This window comes from Methylibium rhizosphaerae (assembly GCF_006386545.1).
In the GTDB taxonomy this organism is placed as follows: Bacteria; Pseudomonadota; Gammaproteobacteria; order Burkholderiales; family Burkholderiaceae_C; genus Pseudorivibacter; species Pseudorivibacter rhizosphaerae.
In genome coordinates, this window is the sequence record NZ_SWAR01000049.1 from 1 (window position 1) to 19,747 (window position 19,747).

The 19,747-nt window shown below is 68.5% G+C and carries 17 protein-coding genes; 16 read left to right on the forward strand and 1 reads right to left on the reverse strand.

Annotated elements, in window-relative coordinates; genetic code table 11:
- Positions 1-563: 563 nt before the first annotated feature.
- Positions 564-2,990 (reverse strand): P-loop NTPase, encoded by a 2,427-nt coding sequence (locus E8D38_RS24285; protein WP_140636541.1) that lies wholly within the window; start codon positions 2,988-2,990, stop codon positions 564-566.
- Positions 2,991-3,432: 442 nt separating this feature from the next.
- Here E8D38_RS24285 and E8D38_RS24290 point away from each other — a divergent pair, with 442 nt between their 5' ends.
- The 16 genes from E8D38_RS24290 to E8D38_RS24365 all read left to right on the forward strand — a co-directional run bounded on the left by E8D38_RS24290 (position 3,433) and on the right by E8D38_RS24365 (position 19,746).
- Positions 3,433-4,170 carry a hypothetical protein gene (locus tag E8D38_RS24290; protein WP_140636543.1) on the forward strand — a complete coding sequence of 246 codons (738 nt, stop codon included), beginning with the start codon at positions 3,433-3,435 and terminating at the stop codon, positions 4,168-4,170.
- On the forward strand, positions 4,167-4,382 hold the full coding sequence (locus E8D38_RS24295; RefSeq protein WP_140636545.1) for a hypothetical protein: 216 nt from the start codon (positions 4,167-4,169) through the stop codon (positions 4,380-4,382). Before E8D38_RS24290 ends, E8D38_RS24295 begins: the two co-directional genes overlap by 4 nt.
- Before the next feature lies 1 nt (position 4,383).
- Positions 4,384-5,994, forward strand: coding sequence for a phage portal protein (locus tag E8D38_RS24300; RefSeq protein WP_140636547.1), 1,611 nt, complete (start codon positions 4,384-4,386; stop codon positions 5,992-5,994).
- Complete coding sequence (locus E8D38_RS24305) at positions 5,994-6,290, forward strand: hypothetical protein (protein ID WP_140636549.1); 297 nt, start codon at positions 5,994-5,996, stop codon at positions 6,288-6,290. Before E8D38_RS24300 ends, E8D38_RS24305 begins: the two co-directional genes overlap by 1 nt.
- A gap of 61 nt (positions 6,291-6,351) precedes the next feature.
- Positions 6,352-7,719, forward strand: a complete 1,368-nt coding sequence (locus E8D38_RS24310; RefSeq protein ID WP_140636551.1) for a S49 family peptidase — start codon at positions 6,352-6,354, stop codon at positions 7,717-7,719.
- A complete protein-coding gene (locus E8D38_RS24315; protein WP_140636554.1) occupies positions 7,716-8,096 on the forward strand; it encodes a head decoration protein in 381 nt (126 codons plus the stop codon). The genes E8D38_RS24310 and E8D38_RS24315 overlap by 4 nt, the downstream gene beginning before the upstream one ends.
- 2 nt (positions 8,097-8,098) lie before the next feature.
- Entirely contained in the window at positions 8,099-9,121 is a 1,023-nt protein-coding gene (locus tag E8D38_RS24320; RefSeq protein ID WP_140636556.1) for a major capsid protein, read from the forward strand.
- Between the two features lie 11 nt (positions 9,122-9,132).
- The gene (locus E8D38_RS24325) at positions 9,133-9,342 is read left to right on the forward strand and encodes a hypothetical protein (RefSeq protein WP_140636558.1); all 210 of its coding nucleotides are present in this window, start codon (positions 9,133-9,135) and stop codon (positions 9,340-9,342) included.
- 3 nt (positions 9,343-9,345) lie between these two features.
- The gene (locus E8D38_RS24330; RefSeq protein WP_140636560.1) at positions 9,346-9,648 is read left to right on the forward strand and encodes a hypothetical protein; all 303 of its coding nucleotides are present in this window, start codon (positions 9,346-9,348) and stop codon (positions 9,646-9,648) included.
- Complete coding sequence (locus E8D38_RS24335; RefSeq protein ID WP_140636562.1) at positions 9,645-10,076, forward strand: hypothetical protein; 432 nt, start codon at positions 9,645-9,647, stop codon at positions 10,074-10,076. The genes E8D38_RS24330 and E8D38_RS24335 overlap by 4 nt, the downstream gene beginning before the upstream one ends.
- A 59-nt stretch (positions 10,077-10,135) precedes the next feature.
- On the forward strand, positions 10,136-10,891 hold the full coding sequence (locus E8D38_RS24340; RefSeq protein ID WP_140636564.1) for a phage tail tube protein: 756 nt from the start codon (positions 10,136-10,138) through the stop codon (positions 10,889-10,891).
- 71 nt (positions 10,892-10,962) lie between these two features.
- A complete protein-coding gene (locus tag E8D38_RS24345) occupies positions 10,963-11,154 on the forward strand; it encodes a DUF7210 family protein (RefSeq protein ID WP_140636566.1) in 192 nt (63 codons plus the stop codon).
- A 6-nt stretch (positions 11,155-11,160) separates the two neighbouring features.
- Positions 11,161-14,463, forward strand: coding sequence for a tape measure protein (locus E8D38_RS24350; protein ID WP_140636568.1), 3,303 nt, complete (start codon positions 11,161-11,163; stop codon positions 14,461-14,463).
- Entirely contained in the window at positions 14,460-14,858 is a 399-nt protein-coding gene (locus E8D38_RS24355) for a hypothetical protein (RefSeq protein WP_219851859.1), read from the forward strand. Before E8D38_RS24350 ends, E8D38_RS24355 begins: the two co-directional genes overlap by 4 nt.
- A gap of 4 nt (positions 14,859-14,862) precedes the next feature.
- Positions 14,863-18,561 carry a hypothetical protein gene (locus E8D38_RS24360; protein WP_140636570.1) on the forward strand — a complete coding sequence of 1,233 codons (3,699 nt, stop codon included), beginning with the start codon at positions 14,863-14,865 and terminating at the stop codon, positions 18,559-18,561.
- A gap of 12 nt (positions 18,562-18,573) precedes the next feature.
- The gene (locus E8D38_RS24365; protein WP_140636572.1) at positions 18,574-19,746 is read left to right on the forward strand and encodes a hypothetical protein; all 1,173 of its coding nucleotides are present in this window, start codon (positions 18,574-18,576) and stop codon (positions 19,744-19,746) included.
- Position 19,747 lies beyond the last annotated feature (1 nt).

Below are 19,747 nucleotides of genomic sequence, written 5' to 3' on the forward strand. Positions count from 1 at the left end.
AAGCGCTTGGACAAGGCGATCGGCCTCGCCTGGTCAGAAGATGTGTTCATCGACGAAGTCAACGACGGACGCAGCTCGCTGACCTGATCCTGCGTCCGATCCACGGGATGCCCGGACGCTTACCGCTTGGGGCGCGTGGTGTAGGACGCGACGCTTCTATGGACCGCCACCGTTGCAGCAGTCCTTGATCGGAAAGCTGAGCGCGAAGAGCTCGCCACGCGTGCAATCTGGTGGGCCAGATGCTCCATGCGGTGCAGAGCTGGCGGCACTCCACCTAGCAGTGATCGCTCAACCCCTCGAACTCGATCGAAAGATCTTCGAGCTTCACTATCTATGGCGTGTGCGCAACATCAAAGCAGCCGCACAAGAACTAGGCATTGGCCGGCAGTATTGGTACAGGTTGCTCCGTGCCTTTAGAAAGCGTGTGTACGCTGCCTCACAGGGAATTCTTCGAGTCAACGCAGCAGCTTTGCATGGGATTCAATGGACCGAAAGACGAAAGGGGTAGCGCGCAAGAATTTGAACCGCTGCGGCTATCCCGACAAGCATCGGTACGCCGCGCACTATCTCCCTTCGATCCGTCTAAGAATTCGGGCGCCCGCATCCAAGAGTCCTGTATCGCGCGGAAAGTAGCGTTGGCAGTAGGTCACTCGGTCGCGTATCTGGCCGGTTCTTTTGGCGGCAAGTGAACCGCCAACCTTGATGAAGGAACTTACGGCGTGGAACAGGACAGAGTAAGGGTGAGGCGTGGGCCGCCAACCGCGCGTTGCCTCGTCGCGCAGAGCTGCATCCAGGAGGTCATAGATCTCCGTGAACAGCGCGTCGTTAGCCGCCCCCTCAGCCTCAAGCTTCCTAACGAGCAAGGAGGCCAGTGTCGTGCGAGGGTACGGGTGCTGTTCGATTGCAACGGCGTGCCTCGCAAACTGGATGGCGTCGTCGATGTTGATGTCTTGCGTGAGGATCGCGCGCTGCTCCCAGTACCTTGAGTTCCATTGCCAAGCCTCGCGGACTACGTGATAGAAGTGCGAGGCCTTATCCCCGAGGAGTTGGCGAACGACACGTTCAGCATTGAACAGGCGGCCTGCCAACCTCGCCTCTGGAGTTCGGTCAATGATCGTCTGCCTATTGACGTACGGGGCCAGCGCCAGTGCCAGCCGCTCGAACAAGTCGGCCAACAAATCGCGCCGCTCCCTTGAAAGAAAGCGCAAGAGCCGTTCACCCACTGCAGGGTGCAGGGGGAGCACGAAGTCGCCGTCTTCGGTGTACGCGAGCGGAAGAGGGACTGCCAGCGATAGTTGGTCTCTCAGCCCCTCATTGTGCTGAGCACGCTCGAGAATCGGATAGGCAATACCTCCTGAGTAGCAGAACTCTGAGAGTGTGGCCAAGGCATAACTGCTTTGCGCCTCCGCAGATGAGTCCTTCCATAACGAATGAACGATCTCGTCGAGGGGCTTGAAATTGTTTAGCACTCGGCAACCTGCGATTGCTACTGGGTCGCCCAAGAGGAGGCCCGAAAACTTCTTGGGCATCCGAATGGCCTCTCCGGATCCAACGAGGCCGGCCTTCCGGAATCGTTCGATGAAGACTTCGAACTGCTCCATGCTCCATGGAGAGAGCTGAAACTCCTCGGTCGAAAAGTTGCCTAGTACACGGACAATGTGGTCGCGGCGATAGTCGCGGTCAGCGCACAACAGTGCGAGCGGCTTGCTGACGTTTAAACCTTGAAGAGCCGTGAGGACCGAGGAAGCTTGATCCGCAAGGTTGTCGATTACGAGTACCGCTGGCCGACTAAGAGCCGTTATGGCCTTCCGCGTGTTCTCAGTGTCAATCGCAAGTTTTCCGGTCAGGTTCATGACTACGCGACCTTCTTTCGCGAAGTCATATGCACTGCGTCTTAGAACAGTTGTCTTGCCCGTACCAGCATCTGCGAGTACCAGGAAGAGCTTGACACTGCCGTCGCGGCCTTCGAGGAAGTTTCTGATCTTCGCACTAAGCCTTCTTTCGTCATCGGTCGGCAAGTCGAGGCTGGACTCCAAGTCGGACCATCGCGGCGCCTTTCCGTAGAAGAAGGGAGAGGGCTCCGCGGCCGCATTGGGTGCAGACGGCTTGACCAATTCAAAGGAGCTGAAGAATTCAACCTGCGCATCTGCACCGAACTCGCGGCTGAAGAGCCCCTCCATCGAAGGCACAGCAAGCTGGCTAACTAGTGGGGCGTGCCCAAGCGTCTCAGTAGTCCAGTGGAGGAATTCCGCGAGCTTCGCCTTAACCAGAACTAGCCCGTGTCTGTGGCACAGGCTCTCGGTGATCGCGTCAGGGTATGGCTCCACTAAGATCGATGGACCACGATTGGTTCGTACCGAAGTGTTTGATCTGGCACTTAGGTAGTACTCCAGATCTGGCTCATTGAGGCTGGTGCCAGATACTATGAAAGGCTCGGTAGCCAGCAACTCGGACAAGACGTGCATCCACGGGTTAAGGCCCTTGGTTACCCGGGCGTATTCAGAAGCAGAGAAGACGTATCCAGACTCCGCCTGCCGAGCGAAGCCATGGAGGTGCACGATAGACACCTTGCTTCGGTTGGGAGGAGTTCGGTAGCCCGCGTCGTAGTTGATCGGCTCGGCACGTTGTCGCCTCCTCGTGGTCGTCTCGTAGGCTGCCTCAAGTACGTCATCAATGTTGAAGGTGTAGATTGACCTCCAAACGAATCCAGTAAGGCGCTTAGCCGTCTCTCCCGGTCGGCATCCCGAGTATGGAGCGGTCAGATATTTCTCAATCTCATCAGGAGTCAGCAATAGTGCGACGCGTGAAAGGGGTGCCGCTGTACTTACTCCCTTGAGTGTGCATAGCTCCTTTGTCAACTCGCTCGCTGACTTCAGCGGTACGCGCATTGCGTCGGTGCTATCAAGCGAGGCGCCACTGCCGAGCAAGAGGTTGTAGTGACCCGCGAATAGACTCGTGCGGAAGCGTTCTGCGATTTCTGGTGCGAGCATAGTAGATCTGCTTGTTAGCTTACCTATGACGCGCGCAGGGGCAGTTCTAACTCATCGCTGCCGCCAACGTGCCCCTCCAGCGAATGGGCAGTGCAGACCAACTCACGGTGCACTTAACGTGAGCGCGTTTTGGGCTGCGGAGCCCCCCTCCCGCGCGACTATGCAGCCGTACATTGGTCGATGGAACCCCACCTTTTGGGGGGCCATTCCTTGCAGGGCTGAAGTTGCGTCGTCAAGCACTTTGTTGTCGCCTCCAGAGGCGACAACAAAGTGCTCGCCAGCAGGCGACACTTTCCCTCAAAATCCACCCCAGTTTCGGTAAGTACCCGAACTGCGACTGACGCAAAACAGCCGCACCGCACACCCCGATTTCTCCTCTCTGCAAAGACCTCCAAGGCCCCGCCGGCGCAAGCCCCGGGGCCATTTTCATTGCCGCCCCACGATGCTCTCGATCACCCGCAACGGCAGCGCCCGTGACCTCGCCCGCGCGGCCCGCGACATCCCCGCACGCGTGATCCCACTGGCCGCCTCGACCGCACTGACGCGCACCGCCCAGCACGCGCAAAGAACCATCGTCGCGCGCCTGCCGCAGGTCTTCGACCGCCCGACGCCCTACACGCTCAACAGCACCTTCATCGTGCCGTCGACCGTGAAGACGATGTCGGCCCGCGTGGCGGTGAAGGACGCTGCCCGCAACAACGGCACGCTGCCAGAGGACTACCTGCTGCCGGCGGTGCTGGGCGGCAAGCGCAAGGAGAAGCGCTTCGAACGCGCGATGCGTTATGCCGGTGTGCTGCAGCGTGGCGAGCGCGCGGTGCTCGGCAGCGGCGCGTCGCTCGACGCCTACGGCAATTTGAAGCGTGGTGAGATGCAGCGCATCCTGACCGCCAGCCGCTCGGCGTTCGACCCTGCCCAGCGTCGCACAAACAGCCGCCGCAGCCAGCGCAACGCCAAGAGCGCGCCGTACTTCGCCGGCCGCATTGGCCGTGGGCCCTGGGGCGTGTGGCGGCGGGAGGGTCGGGGCGTCAAGCCGGTGCTGATCTTCGTGCGGCGCGAGCCGCAATACCGCCAGCGGCTCGACTTCGCCGGCATCGCCGAACAGGCGGTGGCTGAACGCTTCGAGTCCGAATTCCAGGCCGCCGCGGCGGCCATCGTCCAGCGCAACGCGAGCCACCGATGACGCGCGAACAGCTTGAACAACGCCTGCAGGCCTACCTCGACGCCGAGGTCAGGATCCTGCAGAGCCAGGAATACACGATCGGCGACGGCGGCACCGCGCGGCGCAACAAACGCGCCGAGCTGGCGACCGTCCAGGCCGAGATCGCCAGGCTGCAGACGCAGCTCGCTCGGGCCGACGCCGCAGTCCGTCCCCGCATCCTCTACGTGCGCTGACATGTCAACCAACTTCATCGACCGAGCGATCGGCTACTTCAGCCCGCAGCGCGGCGCCGCCCGTGCGCAGGCCCGCGTGCGCATGGCGATGGCCGAAGCCGGCGGCGTCGCTCTGGGGGCCTACACCGGTGACCACGGCACCGGCGGCAACAAGCCGCTGCGCCGCAACTGGCAGCCGGCCGCCCGCGACGCCAACGCCGACACCCTGCGCGCGCTGCCCACGCAGCGCGGCCAGTCGCGCGAGCTGGCGCGCACGCACCCGATCGCCGTCGGTGCCATGAACACGCTGCTCGACCGCGTCGTCGGCACCGGCCTGGCGCTGGTGGCGCAGCCCGACCGCAAGCTGCTCGGCTGGAGCGAAGACCAGGCCACCGAATGGAAGGCCGCGGTGCAGCGCGAGTTCAGCCTGTGGGCCGACAGCACCGAATGCGACCTGACGCTGGCCGGCAACTTCTACGACCGCCAGCGCCTGGTGCTCGAGTCCATGCGCGAAAGCGGGGACTGCTTCACGCTGCTGCCCGAAGCCGAGCCGACCTCGACGATGCCGTACCGCCTGCGCCTGCAGCTGCTCGAGGCCGACCGCATCGGCAACCCCCACGGCCGCGCCGATAGCGACGAGATCGCCGGCGGGGTGCGCTGCGACGCCAGAGGCCGGCCGCTGGCCTACCACGTCTACGACCGCCACCCGGGTGCGGTGCTGGCCGGACGCGGCAGCCTGACGGCCGGCCGCTGGGCCGGGCGCTGGATCGAGCAGCGCGGCCCGAGTGGTCGCCAGCGCCTCCTGCACCACTGGCTGCCGACAAGGCCCGAGCAGCGCCGCGGCGTGCCGTGGCTCGCGCCAATCATTGCGCTGCTGAAGGACCTCGACACCTACACCGACGCCGAGATCAAGGCGGCCGTGGTGTCGGCCTTCTTCACCGTCTTCATCACCACCGAAGGCGGCAACCCGGCGCCGATCTTCACCGGTGCGCAGCAGGCCGACGGCCCGGCGGCCGACCAGATCGGCCTCGGCCCAGGCGCGGTGGTCGGCCTGGCCAAGGGCGAGGACGCCAAGTTCGCCAACCCGAACCGGCCCAACACCGCGTTCGACCCGTTCGTGCAGGCCATCCTGCAGCAGATCGGCATGGCACTCGGCATCCCGTTCGAGCTGCTGCTCAAGCGCTTCAACAGCAGCTACAGCGCCAGCAAGGCCGCGCTGCTCGACGCCTGGATGTTCTTCCGAGGCCAGCGCACCTGGCTGGCCCGCAGCTTCTGCCAGCCGGTCTACGAGACCTGGCTGGCCGAGGCCGTCGGCGCCGGCCGCGTCGCCGCGCCCGGCTTCTTCAGCGACCCGCTGCTGCGCTGGGCCTACAGCCGCGCGGCCTGGATCGGCGACAGCCAGGGCTCGATCAACCCGAAGGACGAGGTGGCGGCCTACACCGCCGCGATCGAGGCCAACCTGATGACCCACGAGCGGGCCGAGTGGGAGCTGTTCGGCAGCGACTGGAACGAAACCACCGACGCCAAGATCAGCGAACGCCGCCGCCTCGACGCCGCCGGCCTGGTGCCGCAGCCCAAACCGGGCGCCGCGGCACCAGCCGGACCGCGCGAGCCGGCCGAAGAGGAAACGTGATGGACCCGAACACAGAGCGCAAACGCATGAGCTTCGACAAGACCATCATCAGCAACGCGCTGACCATCCTGGCGATGTTCGGCGGCCTGACCGTCACCTACGCGCAGTTCTCGGCGCGGGTGTCGGTGCTCGAGTCCGAACTCGTGCGCCAGCGCGAGACCGACAAGCGCCACGAAGCCGAGGCCGAGCTGCTCAAGCGCGAGATCCGCGAAGAGCTGCGCGACATCAAGGACGACCTGCGCCGCGCCGCCGACGCGGTCGAGCGCCGCAACCGCTCCGCGCGCGAGACGCAGTAGCCGACATCGCACTCACCACCGAAGCCCGCCACGTGCGGGCTTCGTCGTTTCTGGAGCATCCATGAAGCTCATCGACCTGCTCACCTCGCCGTGGGCCCTCCAGCCGGAGAAGCTGGTGGAGATCCAGGCCATCTACGCCACCCACCTGCGCGGCGACAAGATCGACCTGGCCGCCGTCGAGGCGCGCCTGGGCCGCCCGCTGGCCAACGAGCAGCAGGCCTACGAGATCCGCTCAGGCGGCATCGCGGTGCTGCCGGTCGAGGGCGTCATCGCGCCGAAGGCCAACCTCTTCACCCGCATCAGCGGCGGTGCGTCCACCCAGCAGCTCACGCTGCAGGTCGAGTCGGCCATCGCCGATCCGCGGGTGCGGGCGCTGGTGCTGGCGATCGATTCGCCCGGCGGCAGCGTGTTCGGCACGCCCGAGCTGGCCGCCGCCATCTTCGAGCTGGGGCAGACGAAGCCGATCGTCAGCGTCAGCGACGGCACGATCGCCAGCGCCGCCTACTGGATCGGCTCGGCCGCCAACGCCGTCTTCATCAGCGGCCCGACCGTACACGCCGGCTCGATCGGCGTGGTGGCCACCCACGACTACGCGCCGCGCGGCCCCGGCGCCAAGACGACCGAGATCACCGCCGGCAAGTACAAGCGCATCGCCAGCAGCACCGAGCCGCTGACGGATGCGGGGCGCGACTACATCCAGGCCCAGGTCGACCACATCTACAGCGTGTTCGTCGATGCGGTGGCCCAGCACCGCGGCGTCGACACCGACACCGTGCTCGAGCGCATGGCCGACGGCCATGTGTTCATCGGCCGGCAGGCCATCGCCGCAGGACTCGTGGACGGTGTCTCCACGGTCGACGCGATGGTCGAGCGCCTGGCCGCCGACCCCCGCGAGTTCGCCAAGCGCCGCAAGGCCTTCGCTGCTGCCGCGGCTTCTTCCCTGTCCGCCAGCGCCGGTGCGCGCGAGGACGACCCTGCCGGCCAAACCGCCGGCGTCCCTACCGAGAAAGGAAACGTCATGCCCCAGGCTGACACCCCGCAGCTCTCGCGTGAGTCGTTGGAGCGCGACCACGCGGCACTGTTCGCCCAAGTGCGCTCCGAGTTCGTCGCACTCGGCGCCACCCAGGAACGCGAGCGCATCCAGGCCGTGCGCGCGCAGTCGCTGCCCGGCCACGAGGCGCTCATCGACAAGCTCGCCTTCGACGGCAAGACCAGCGGTCCGGAGGCGGCCGCCGCGGTGCTGGCCGCTGAACGCGGCGTGCGCCAGGCCGCCGTGCAGGCCCACCACCGCGACGCGCCCGCGCCGGCCCCGGCCAGCGCCGCCCCGAGCGACACCGCGGCCGAGCCGACGTCTCGCGATCTCGCCAAGGGCGTGCTCGCCCTCTTCAACGGCACGCGCGGCGCTTCCGCGCAAGGAGGTGCCCAGTGAGTTTCCTCGCCACCTACAAGTCCGAAGGCTTCACGCCCGACGGCCTGATCGCGCAGAACGCGCAACTGCTGCTCAGCGAACCGGCCACGCTGCTGGCCGGCCAGAACCTCAAACGCGGCGCGCTGCTCGGCCGCATCACCGCCAGCGGCAAGTTCGTCCTGAGCCTGGCCGCCGCCGGCGACGGCTCGCAGGTGCCGGTGGCGGTGCTGGTGGACGACACCGACGCCAGCGCCGGCGACAAGCCGACCCTCATCCACACCCGCGGCGACTTCATCGCCCAGGCCCTGACGCTCGGCGCCGGCCACACCACGGCCAGCGTGAAGGCAGGCCTCGAGGACCGCGGCATCTTCCTCATCAACGCACAAGGAGGCGCCTGACCATGCCCGACCTGTTCAGTACCGACACCCTGCTGGCCATCGTGGAGGACCTGCGCGCGCCGCGTTCCGGCTTCGCGCAGCGCCACTTCACCACCGTCAGCCAGGACACGTCCGAAGAGATCCACTTCGACATCGACAACAAGCCGCGCCGCATGGCGCCGTTCGTCTCGCCGCTGGTGGGCGGCAAGGTGGTGCAAAGCCGCGGCTTCCGCACCGACACCTTCAAGCCGGCCTACATCAAGGACAAGCGCACCTTCCACCCGGGCCGCGCGGTCAAGCGGGTGAAGGGCGAACGCATCGGCGGCGGCCAGTACTCGCCCGAGGAGCGCATGCAGATCCTGCTGGCCCAGGACCTCGAGGACCAGCTCGACATGCTCGAGCGCCGCATGGAATGGATGGCCGCGCAGGCGCTGTACGGCGGCAAGGTCACCGTGCAGGGCGAGCAGTACCCGTCGGTGGTGGTGGACTTCGGCCGCGACGCCAACCACACCATCGTCAAGGCCAACGGCGCCAAGTGGGGCGATGCCGGCGTGAAGCCGCTGGACGACCTGCAGGACTGGTCCGACCGCATGGTCAGGACCACCGGCGTCGCGATGACCGAGGTGACGATGACGGTGGACGTCTGGAAGGTCTTCCGCGCCGATGCCGACGTGAAGAGCCGCCTGGAACGCTGGCGCGGCAACAGCACCCTGCAGCCCGACGCCCACCAGGGTGAAGGCCGGGTGTTCCAGGGCATGGTCGACCAGTTCGCCATCTACACCTACAGCGGCTGGGTGGTCGATGCCGAGACCGGCCTGGAAGGCTCGATCCTGCCCGACGGCACGGTGATCGGCACCGCGGGCGACGCGGTCGAAGGCGTGCGCCACCACGGCGCCATCCTCGACCACGACGCGCTGCAGGCGCTCGAGTACTTCCCGAAGAGCTGGGTCGAACAGGACCCGTCGGTGCGCTACCTGCTGATGCAGACCGCGCCGCTGCTGGTGCCGTACCGGGTCAACGCCACGCTGCGCGCCAGCGTGCGCTGAAAGGATGTCCCATGAGCAGCAAACCCAAGGCCACCGCGGTGCGCCTGTTGCACGCGGTGGTCGTGATGGAAGGCAAAGACGAGCAGCGCCGCCAGCGCGCGCTCGAGGCCGGCACCACCGTCACGCTGCCCGCCGACGTTGCAACCGACCTGGTCGCGGCCGGTGCCGCAGCGCCGGTGCAGGACCCCGGCGACCTGCTGCAGGTCACCGCAGAGAGCTGATCGATGATCGAGGACGACGCAACCGTGTTCTTCCGCACCGACGACTTCGCCATCGAGTGCACGCGCCGGCGTGCCGCCGCCGCCGACGTCGTGTTCGCCGGCATCCTGGCGTCGGTGGACGCCGACGCGCTGGACGGTCACGCCATCACCGGCGTGCACCGGCTGCGCTACGCGACCGACGACGCCGAGCTGCTGGCGGGTGACCTGGTCGTCGCGCGCGGCGTCACCTACAAGGTGCGCCGCGCCGACCGCGTCAACGACGGCTTCGAGTCCGAAGCGCAGCTGAGCCGGGTGTCGGGACCATGAGCAACAGCATCCGCTACCGCATCAGCGCGGCCATCGTGGCCGCGTTGCGCGCCGCACCCGACCTGGCCGAGGCCAAGGTGCTCGACAACCCGAGCGACGCGTCCGCGCTGCAGGCGGGCGAGCGCCTGGTGCTGCTCGAGGACCAGAGCGACCGCTTCATCGACCAGAAGAACCAGCAGGGCAAGCGGCGCTTCGTCTTCACCCTGGGCGCCATCAACCGCAGCGCCGACGACCGCGCCGGGGCCGACGCCGACTACCAGGCGGCCGAGGCCGCGCTGCGCGGCGCGCACAAGCTCCTGATGAGCACGCTGGGCTGCGGCCCGCTGCAGGAAGAGGAGGTCACCTTCCGCGTCGAAGGCATCGACGTCGGCGGCGCGCTGGTGCTCGGCACCTTCGCGGTCGAGTACCTCAAGCCCCGGCCGGCCTGACCGGCCACACACCAACACCTGCCCGCCTCGCGCGGGCTTTTTACTTTGGAGAACCAAACATGGCAGCCGCACGAGGATTCATCGGCGCCGGCGACGTCCTGATCAACCCGTACAACAGCGCGGGTGTGCAGACGGGCTGGATCAATGCTGGCGACGCCAGCAAGTTCGCCCTCAAGCCCAACTCCGACATCAAGGAGCTGGAGTCGAAGGGCCGCGACACCTATGGCCAGGTGCTGGCCACGGTGGCGCTGCAGAAGCCCGCGGACTTCAGCATCGCCTTCCGCGAGGCGAACCGCGACACCCTGACGCTGGCCTTCATGGGCGAGCAGACGGCGGTCAACCAGGGCGCCGGCACCGTGACCGACGAGGCCACCGCGGCCCAGCTCGGCAAGTGGGTGCAGCTCGGCCGGCAGAACCTCAACGCGGCCGGCTTCACCCTCACCAACGCCGCCGGCACATCGACCTATGTGCTCGGTACCGACTACGAGGTGAACTACCGCCTGGGCATGTACCGCGCGCTGGTGGGCGGTGCGATCACCGAGGCGCAGGCGCTGCTGGCCGACTTCAGCCATGCCGCCATCAGCGGCATGCGGGTGCGTGGCGCCGTGCGCCCGCAGCTGCGCTGCGCGGTGATGTTCGACGGCCGAAACATCGCCGACGACCGGCCGGTGATCTGCCGCGTGTGGGAAGCGGTGCTGACGCCGAACGCCGAGTTCGACTTCCTGACCGACGACTGGAACGAGGTCGAGCTGCAGGGTCGCCTGGTCACGCCGCTCGGCAAGACCGAACCCTTCGAGGTCGAGTTCCGCGACTGATCGGCTGGACCGCCCACAGGGCGAGCCGCGGCGGTGCTGCGGCTCGCCTCCATCCCCCTGGAGTCATCCCCATGAGCAAGAAGACGATGGCCGCCACGAGCGGCCAGGTCAGCGTGAAGCTGCTGGCCCACCACACCCATGCCGGCGAAGAGAAGGCGCCCGGCGACGTGATCGAGGTCAACGCCGCCGCGGCGCAGGCGCTGGTCGGCTGGGGCGTGGGCGAGGTGCTGGCACCGGCCGGCGAACTCAAGCGCGACGCCTGATCGCCGATGGCCACCGATCCGAAGATCCGCTACGACATCCTTGCGAACGCCCAGGGCGCGCAGGGTGTCGAGCAGCTCGCGACCGAGCTGGAGCGCCTTGACTCGAGTGTCGATCCGGCGCTCGCCTCGCGCGCGCAGGCGCTGTCGGCCGAGCTGCGCAAGCTCGGCGAGCAGCAGGCCGCGGTGGAGCGCTTCATCGCGCTCAAGCGCGAGACCGAAGGGGCCCGCCAGGCGCTCACCGCGACGCAGGGTGCGGCCCAGCAGTTCGGCCGCGAAATGGCGAGCGTCGAAGCGCCCACGCGCGCGCAGGCCGGCCAGATGCAGAAGCTGCGCGACGCGGTGCGCAGCGCGAAGGACGCCTACACCCAGCAGGCCACTTCGCTGCAGGCGGCGCGCTCGGCGCTGACGCAGGCCGGCATCGACACGACGCAGCTCGCGACTGCCCAGCGCTCGCTCGCCACGCAAAGCGACGACCTCGCGCGCCGCGGCCAGAACATCGTGCGCGCCTACCAGGCGCAGGGCACCGCGGCGACCGAGTCGGCGACCGCGCAGGCCGCTGCACATCGCCGCATCGGCGACGGCGTGCGTTCGGTGGCCGACCAGCTCGAGACGCTGCGCAACCTCAGCATCGCCGGCATCGTCGGCGGCCAGACCGCCCAGCTGCTGCGCAGCGTCACCGAAACCGCCGACGCCTACCAGAACCTGTCGTCGCGCATCCGCCTGGTGACCGGCGACGGCGCGGCGTTCGACGCCGCGATGCAGGGCGTCTACGAGGTCGCCACCCGCACCAACAGCACGCTCGAGGGCACCGGCACCCTCTTCACCCGCATCGCGCAGGCCGGCCGCGAGATCGGGGTGAGCCAGCAGCAGGCGCTCGCGCTCGCCGAGACGATCAACCAGGCGGTGCAGATCTCCGGCGCGTCGGCGCAGGCCTCCGACGCGGCGATCACCCAGCTGATCCAGGGCCTGCAGTCCGGCGTGCTGCGCGGCGAGGAGTTCAACTCGGTGATGGAGCAGGCGCCGCGGCTGGCGCAGGCGCTGGCCGCCGGGTTGGGTGTCACCACCGGCCAGCTGCGCAACCTGGCGCAGCAGGGCCAGCTCACCAGCACCACGGTGATCCGCGCGCTGCAGAGCCAGAGTGCCGCGCTGCAGGCCGAGTTCGGCCAGCTGCCGGCCACCGTCGGCCGCGCCATCACCAACCTGCAGACCGAGTGGATGCGCTTCGTCGGTTCGCTCGACCAGTCGAGCGGGGCCACCGCAGTCATCGCGCAGGGCATCAACACGCTGGCGGCCAACCTCGACACGGTGGCACGGCTGGCCGGCATCGCCGGCGCGGCGCTGACGGCGAATCTCGCGGTGCGCGGCGCGCAGGCGCTGCGGGCCTTCGCGGTCGAGGCCGCGGCGGCGGCCGGCGCGACGAACCTGCTGTCGGCCTCGATCAGCAAGATCCCGTCGGTGATCAACATCACCGTGGCGGCCGTCGGCTTCGAAGTCGGCTTCCAGATCGGGCAGATGCTGCACGACAACTCGGAGCTGGCGCGCAAGCTGGGTGTCGGCCTGGTCGCGTTCTTCGAGCTGACGGTGAGCCACCTGCAGGGCCTGAAGGAAGCGGCCACTGCGATCTTCACCGACGACACGGTGGCGCAGGCCACCGAACGCTACCGCCAGCGCGCCGAGCAGATCCTCGCCACCTCGCGCGAGATGTGGCGCGACGCCGAACAGGCACCGTCGAAGGTGGCGGCCGCCGCAGATGCCGCGGCAACCTCGTCGCAGACGATGGCCACCGCCGCAACCGGTGCCGCGGCCCAGGTCGCCCAGGCCGGTTCGACCGCGGCAGCCGGAGTCGGCGCCATCGGCAAGGCCGCAGAAACCGCCCAGGGCGCCATTGCGGCGCTGGCCCAGGCCTCGGGTGTGCAGCTGCCGATGGTGGGCGCCACGGCCCGCCAGCAGGCCCAGGCGATGGCCGAGCTGGCCAACCGCAGCAGCGAAGTCGCGCAGCGCCTCCAGGCCGAGCTGCCCGAGGCGCTGGCCAAACTCTCCGGCCCCGAGCTGGACCAGTTCCGCAACGCCTTCATCGGTGCCTTCCGCGGCGCCAGCGACCAGGTGCAGCTGCTGCAGACGGTGCTGGTGGCCACCGGCCGCCGCGCCGCCGAGGCGCTCGGCGTCGACGTGGCCCGGGCCTCCAGCACCGTGTCGACCGAGTTCGCCCGGGCCAACGACAACCTGTCGGTGCTGATCCGCTCGGTGGACACGTTGAAGCGCTCCGGCGTGGACACCGCGACGGTGCTGCGCGACGCGCTGTCGAAGATGGTCGAGGGCGCGCGCAACCAGGCCGAGCTCGACGCGCTGCGCCAGCGCATCGAGGCGCTCGGCAAAGCGGGACAGCTCTCGCGCCCGCAGCTCGAGGAGCTGTTCGACACGGTGCGCCGCAAGGCCGACGAAGCCAAACAGGGCGTCAACAGCCTCGACGAGGCAATGCGCGTCTTCGGCCTGCAGTCGCGCGCCGAGATGCAGAAGGTCGCCGACAACTTCGGCCAGGCCTGGAACCGCATCCGCAACGAATCGACACTGACGCTGGACCAGAAACGCGAGGCCTTCCGCCGCTATGCCGAGGCGGCCATCGCCGCCAACGGCGGCGTGGTGACGTCGGAGCTGCGCGCCCAGGCCGAGATGCTGAAGCTCAAGCTCGGCGCCGAGGCGGCCGGGCAGGGCATCGCGAGCGCGATGGGCCCGGCGCAGCAGGCGCTGGATGCGGTGACCGCCTCGGCCGAACGGGCCGCCGCCGCGGCGCGCGGCGCGGCCGAGGCGGGGCGCATCGGCTCGGGCTTCTCCGAGGCGAGGTCGCACACCAACGGCTCGGTCACCTTCGACCAGAACGACGCGCTGTTCAGCCTGCAGAACAAGGCGCGCGCCGGCACGCTGAGCGCGGCCGACCTGGCGGTGGCGCAGGCGGCGCTGCAGGCGGCCACCGCGAACCTGGAGCAGATGCAGGCCAACCAGGACGTGTTCTCGCTGGACGGCCAGCGCAGCGTCGAGGAGGCCTACCGCCAGGCGCGCCAGCTGTTCGAGCGGGTGCAGAACCTGTCCCGCGGCGGCAGCGGCAACCGGGGTGGCTCCCTTGCCGGTGCCAGCGGCAGCACGCCGACGCTCGGCGGCAGCAACACCGGCGGCGGCGGCCTGCGCCGCACCGTGACTATCCAAATCAACGGCAAACGCACGCCGGTCGATGTCGCGTCCGATGAGGACGCCGACGCCTTGACCAGCGTGCTGCGCCAGATCGAAAGCGCCGCCGGGCGCTCCAGTCCATGAGCATCACGCTGACCCATGCCGGCACCCCGCTGGTCCTGCACCCGGACCTGTACTGGTCCGACGAGATCAGCTGGGCCCCGGTCGAGCAGAGCGCCCAGCGCACGATCACCGGCGCCCTCATCGTCAGCACCGCGCTGCGTGTGGCCGGCCGCCCGATCACGCTGCAGCCGCCCGACGACCAAAGCGCCTGGATGACACGTGCCGTGCTCGACCAGCTGCGCGCCTGGGCCGCGGTGCCCGGCCGGCAGATGACCCTCAACCTGCGCGGGCAGGCCTACGAAACCGTGTTCCGCCATCACGACGGTGCCGCGGTCGAGGCCGAGCCCGTCGTCTTCTTCAGCGACGTGCAGGCGAACGACCTGTACCGCGTGACCCTGCGCCTCTTGGAGATCTGAACCCATGCCCATCCTTCTCGGCGACATCAAGCTGCTCGCCTCGCAAGTCATGGACGACGTGCCCGAAGGCGGCGGCGCGCCGACCGGTGCCGTCATCAGCGACGGCGCCAGCAACGCCATCTTCCCGGACATCAGCGAGGTGGACCGCGCCGGCGGCCGCGTCAACCTGCGCAAGGTGTTCGCCGCGGTGCAGACCAACGACGTCGACGGCTACTTCGGCGCCAACGTCATCGTGGCCGAGCCGCCCCAGGACCCGAACGTGAGCATCACGCTGTTCTCGACCGAGGACGTGTTCGACCGCCGCTCCAGCGCCAAGAGCCGTATCGAAAGCTTCCTGTCGGTCGGCCCGATCGCGTCCGCCTACCTGTTCGGCGACCACATCGCCGGCCAGCGCACCGTGACGCTGCTGGCGCGCGAGGGCATCGAGCTGCCGGTGGTCGGCGCGTCGATGGTGCTGCGCAAGCTCGAAGGCACCGCCGGCATGGTCGAGCAGTACGTGCGTATCACCGACGTGTCGTCGCGCCAACGCAACTTCACCAACGGCCAGAACCAGGAGTTCCGCCGCATCGAGATCACGCTGGCCATCAGCGACGCGCTGCGCAGCGACTTCCCCGGCTTCCAGGCGGTGTACGCCGATGCGGCGCTCGACTACACCGGCAAGACCAAGGTCTACGAAACCATCGTGGCCGACGCCGCGCAGTACTTCGGCGTGGTGCCGCTGGCCGCGCCGGTCGAGGTCGGCGACTTCGTGGCCCAGGGCCGGAGCATCTTCACCCAGCTGGTGCCCAGCGCGCAGATCGAGACGCCGATCGCCGACGCGCGGCTGAACCAGCAAAGCGCCGCGCTGGTGCCGGCCGGCGAACAGGCCACTGCCACCGAGAACCGTGCCTTCACGACGAACGCCGCCTGGTTCGTCGGCGGCGGCCTCCTGCCCGGCTCGCTGCGTGTCAGCGCCGGCGGCCTGGCCGTCCTCGACAAGGGCGGCCTGCTGGTCGCCGAAGCCGAAAGCGCCCAGGTCGGCACGGTCGACTATGCGAACGGCGTGCTGACGCTCTCGACGAACCACTTCGGCACCGCTGCGCTCGCGTTCACGGTCGCCTACACGCCGGCGGCCCTGCCGACGGTGGTGAACCAGTCGATCGGCCTCTCGATCACCCAGCAGTCGCAGGGCCTCACCTATGCGGTGACGCTCGACCCGGCACCCAACCGCGCCAGCGTCGCGGTGAGCTACCGCTCGGGCGGGCGCTGGTATGTGCTCAACGAAGACGGCAGCGGCGCAGTGCGCGGCAGCGACACGGCCTTCGGCGCCGGCACGCTGAACTTCTCGACCGGCACCCTGACGCTCACGCTGGGTGCACTGCCCGACGTCGGCTCGAAGCTGATCGTGCAGTGGACCAGCGCGGCCGTGGTCCCGATGGCCAGCACCATCCCGACGCAGCCATCCGCCTTGAACGGCCGCTTCTTCGCGGCGGTCGAGCTGCCGTCGGCCATCAAGCCGGGCAGCGTGTCGATCACCTGGAACGACGGCACCGCCCGCAGCGCCACCGACAACAACGGCGCTTTGCAAGGCGACGCGATCGGCGAGGTGCTGTACGGCCAGGGCATCGTGCGGGTAAGCCCGAACGTGCTGCCGGCCAAAGGAACGGTCTTCACGATCACCCTGACCGACACGGTGCAGACCTCGGCCCAGGTCGCCAACTTCACCGACGGCGGGACCCACTGGACCTTCAGCCTGGCCGGCACGGTGAAGGCCCACAGCGTCGAGCTGGGCGTGGCCGTGCAGCATGCGGTGCGCGAGTTCCCGGGCGTCGATGTCATGCCGGTCCGGCTGCTGAAGGTGTTCGACGACGGCACCGGCAACCTGGTGGTGGCCAACGTGACCGGCAACCTGGTCGTTGGCGCGATCAACTACGCCACCGGCGCGGGCTCGCTGCAGAAGACGGTGGCCGGCTTCCGCGACGTGCAGAACGTCTGGCAGAACCGCACGCCGCTGGGCGGCGTCCAGACGGTGCTGCTGGTCGGCACAGAAACCCGTTCGCTGCCGCTGACGATCCTGAACGGCCCGGGCGCGACCAACCCGCCGGTGCCGACCTGGGCCTGGTGGAGCGGGGCGCTCACTGTTGCGGCCGAGGCCCGCTATGCCGGCGCCGACGGTGCAGGCAATGCAGTGCAGTTCCCGCTCGACCAGATCGCCGCCCGCGGCCGGCTGGACCGCTTCCGGATCGGCACCACGCAGTACATCACCCGCTCCAGCGTGATCGAGGCCAACCCCAGCTCGGCCACCGGGCAGGGCACGCCGGTGGGCGGCTGGTCGGCCGCGGCGAGCCGCGCCATCGGCGGCCAGCAGCCGTTCACCTTCGCCTACGTGGCGCGGCAGGGTTATGTGTACTTGAACGAGTGGACCGCCGGCATCAGCCCGGTGTTCGCCAAGGCGGAGGGTGTGGTGCAGCCGGTGTTGACCGGCAGCGGCAGCACGCTGATGGTGGACGTGGCGGTGTTCCGCACCGCGGTGGCGCCGCTGCGCAACGGCAGCTTCAGCATCGCCGGCACACGGCAGGACGGCACGACCTTCGTCGTCACCGCGGACAACAACGGCCAGATCGCCACCGGCTCGGCGCCGGCCAATGCCGATTCGTATGGCAGCGTCGGCGTGTTCGGCCGGGTGGACTACGACAGCGGCGTGGTCGAGGTGCGCTTCGGCCGGCGAGCCGGCGCGAACCTCGCGAATGCCGAAGGCGTGATCGACGTGAGCTCGCTCGGCGTGGCCGGCGTGAGCCTGCTGCAGTCGGTGGGCGTGCAGGCCGACACGCTGCGCTACAACGCCTCGGCCTTCACCTACCTGCCGCTGGACGCCGACCTGCTGGGCATCGACCCGGTGCGACTGCCCAGCGACGGCCGGGTGCCGATCTTCCGCGCCGGCAGCTTCGTCGTGCTGGGCCACACCAAAACGACCGGGCCGGTCGCCGTGGCCAACGGGCAGACGATCAACCTGGCGCGGGTGCGGCTGTCGCGGGTGCGGGTGGTGGGCGCCAACGGCCAGGTCATCCCCACCGGCTACAGCACCAACCTCGAGGCCGGCACGGTGACCTTCAACGACGTGGCCGGCTACAGCCAGCCGGTGACGATCGAGGACCGCATCGAGGACATGATGCTGGTGCGCGATGCGCAGATCAACGGCCAGTTGACCTTCACGCGGCCGGTGACGCACGACTACCCGGCAGGCTCGTTCCTCTCGAGCGCGCTGGTGGCCGGCGACCTGCGCTCGCGGGTCAGCGTGCTGTTCGACCAGGCGACCTGGGACGGCAACTGGAAGGACGCGCTGTCGGGCAATGCCGCGACGGCCACCTACAACGACGTGCTGAGTCCGATCGAGGTGACCAACCTCGGCGCCCTGACCGAACGCTGGGTGGTGCGCTTCACCGGGGCCACCGCCTTCGAGGTGATCGGCGAACACGTCGGCCTCATCGGCAGCGGCAACACCGCGAGCGACTTCGAGATCAACAACCCGACGACCGGCGTGCCGTACTTCCGGCTGCGCGCGGTGGGCTGGGGCGGCGGCTGGTCGGCCGGCAACGTGCTGCGCTTCAACACCGTCGGCGCGCTGTTCCCGGTGTGGGTGGTGCGCACGATCCAGCAAGGCCCCGAGACCGTCACCGACGACAGCTTCACGCTGCTGGTGCGCGGCGACGTGAACAACCCCTGACAGAAAGAAACCATGGCAAACGAAGTGATCTGGTTCGACAGCGCCGAGACCGGTGCACCGACCCTCAACAACGCCGCCGGCAGCTTGATCGCGGTGCTCGACGCGTGCCTCATCAACGGCTTCAACCTCAAGAGCATCACGATCAACGTGGCCGGCGGCGTGGCCACCGCCACCTGCAACGGCCACGGCTTCAGCGGCGCAGCCGGCAAGCTGCTGCAAATCGCCGGCGCCACGCCGAACGAGCTGAACGGCCTGAAGCAGCCGACCGTCACCGGCACCAACACCTTCACCTTCCCGGCGCCGGGCGTGCCGGACGGCGCGGCCACCGGCGCGATCACGGCCAAGCGGGCGCCGCTCGGCTGGACCAAGGTGCACACAGGGGCCAACAAGGCGGCCTACCGCTCGAGCGACGTGGCCGCCACCGGCCGCTTGCTGCGGGTGGACGACACCGCGGCCGCGCCGGCCAGTGCGACCGATGCGCGGGTGGTGATGTACGAGGCGATGAACGACATCGACACCGGCACCGGACCGGGACCGACCCCGTCGCAGATGGCAGGCGGCGCGTACTGGGGCAAGGGTTCCAACGATGCGAATGCGAAGTCCTGGGTGCTCGCCGGCGACGGCCGCTTCTTCTACTTCTTCGGTCCGGCCGGCGGCGTCTCAGGCCTGTATGCCTACGCCTTCGGCGACATCGTGAGCTACCGGGCCGCCGACGCCTATGGCTGCGTGCTCTTCGGCTCACTGTCGGCGCTCGGGGCCGTGTCCACCGGGGCCACGCAGCTGTCGAACTCCAACCTGAACCTCGGCACGACGCCCGGCAGCAGCGGCTCGGTGATCTCGCGCCTGTCGTCGCAGGTCGGTTCGGCCGTGCCGGTGGGCGCGGTGGGCGTTGGCTCCACCGGCGGTTCGTGCTGGGCCAGCGGCGGCGCAGCCTGGCCCTCGCCGGTGGACAACGGCACGGTGCTGCACCGGCCGATCTACGTGCAGGAGGCCAACGCATCCTTCTCGCACCCGATCCGCGGCGAGATGCCCGGCATGCTGCAGTTCATGGCGAACCAGCCCTATGCGCACAAGGAGGTCGTCACGAACATCGACGGCTATGCGCGCAACGTGCTGGCGGTCGAGATCCGCAACAACTCGGCCATCGGGCGGTTTGCGGTGGACGTCTCCGGGCCCTGGAGGTAAG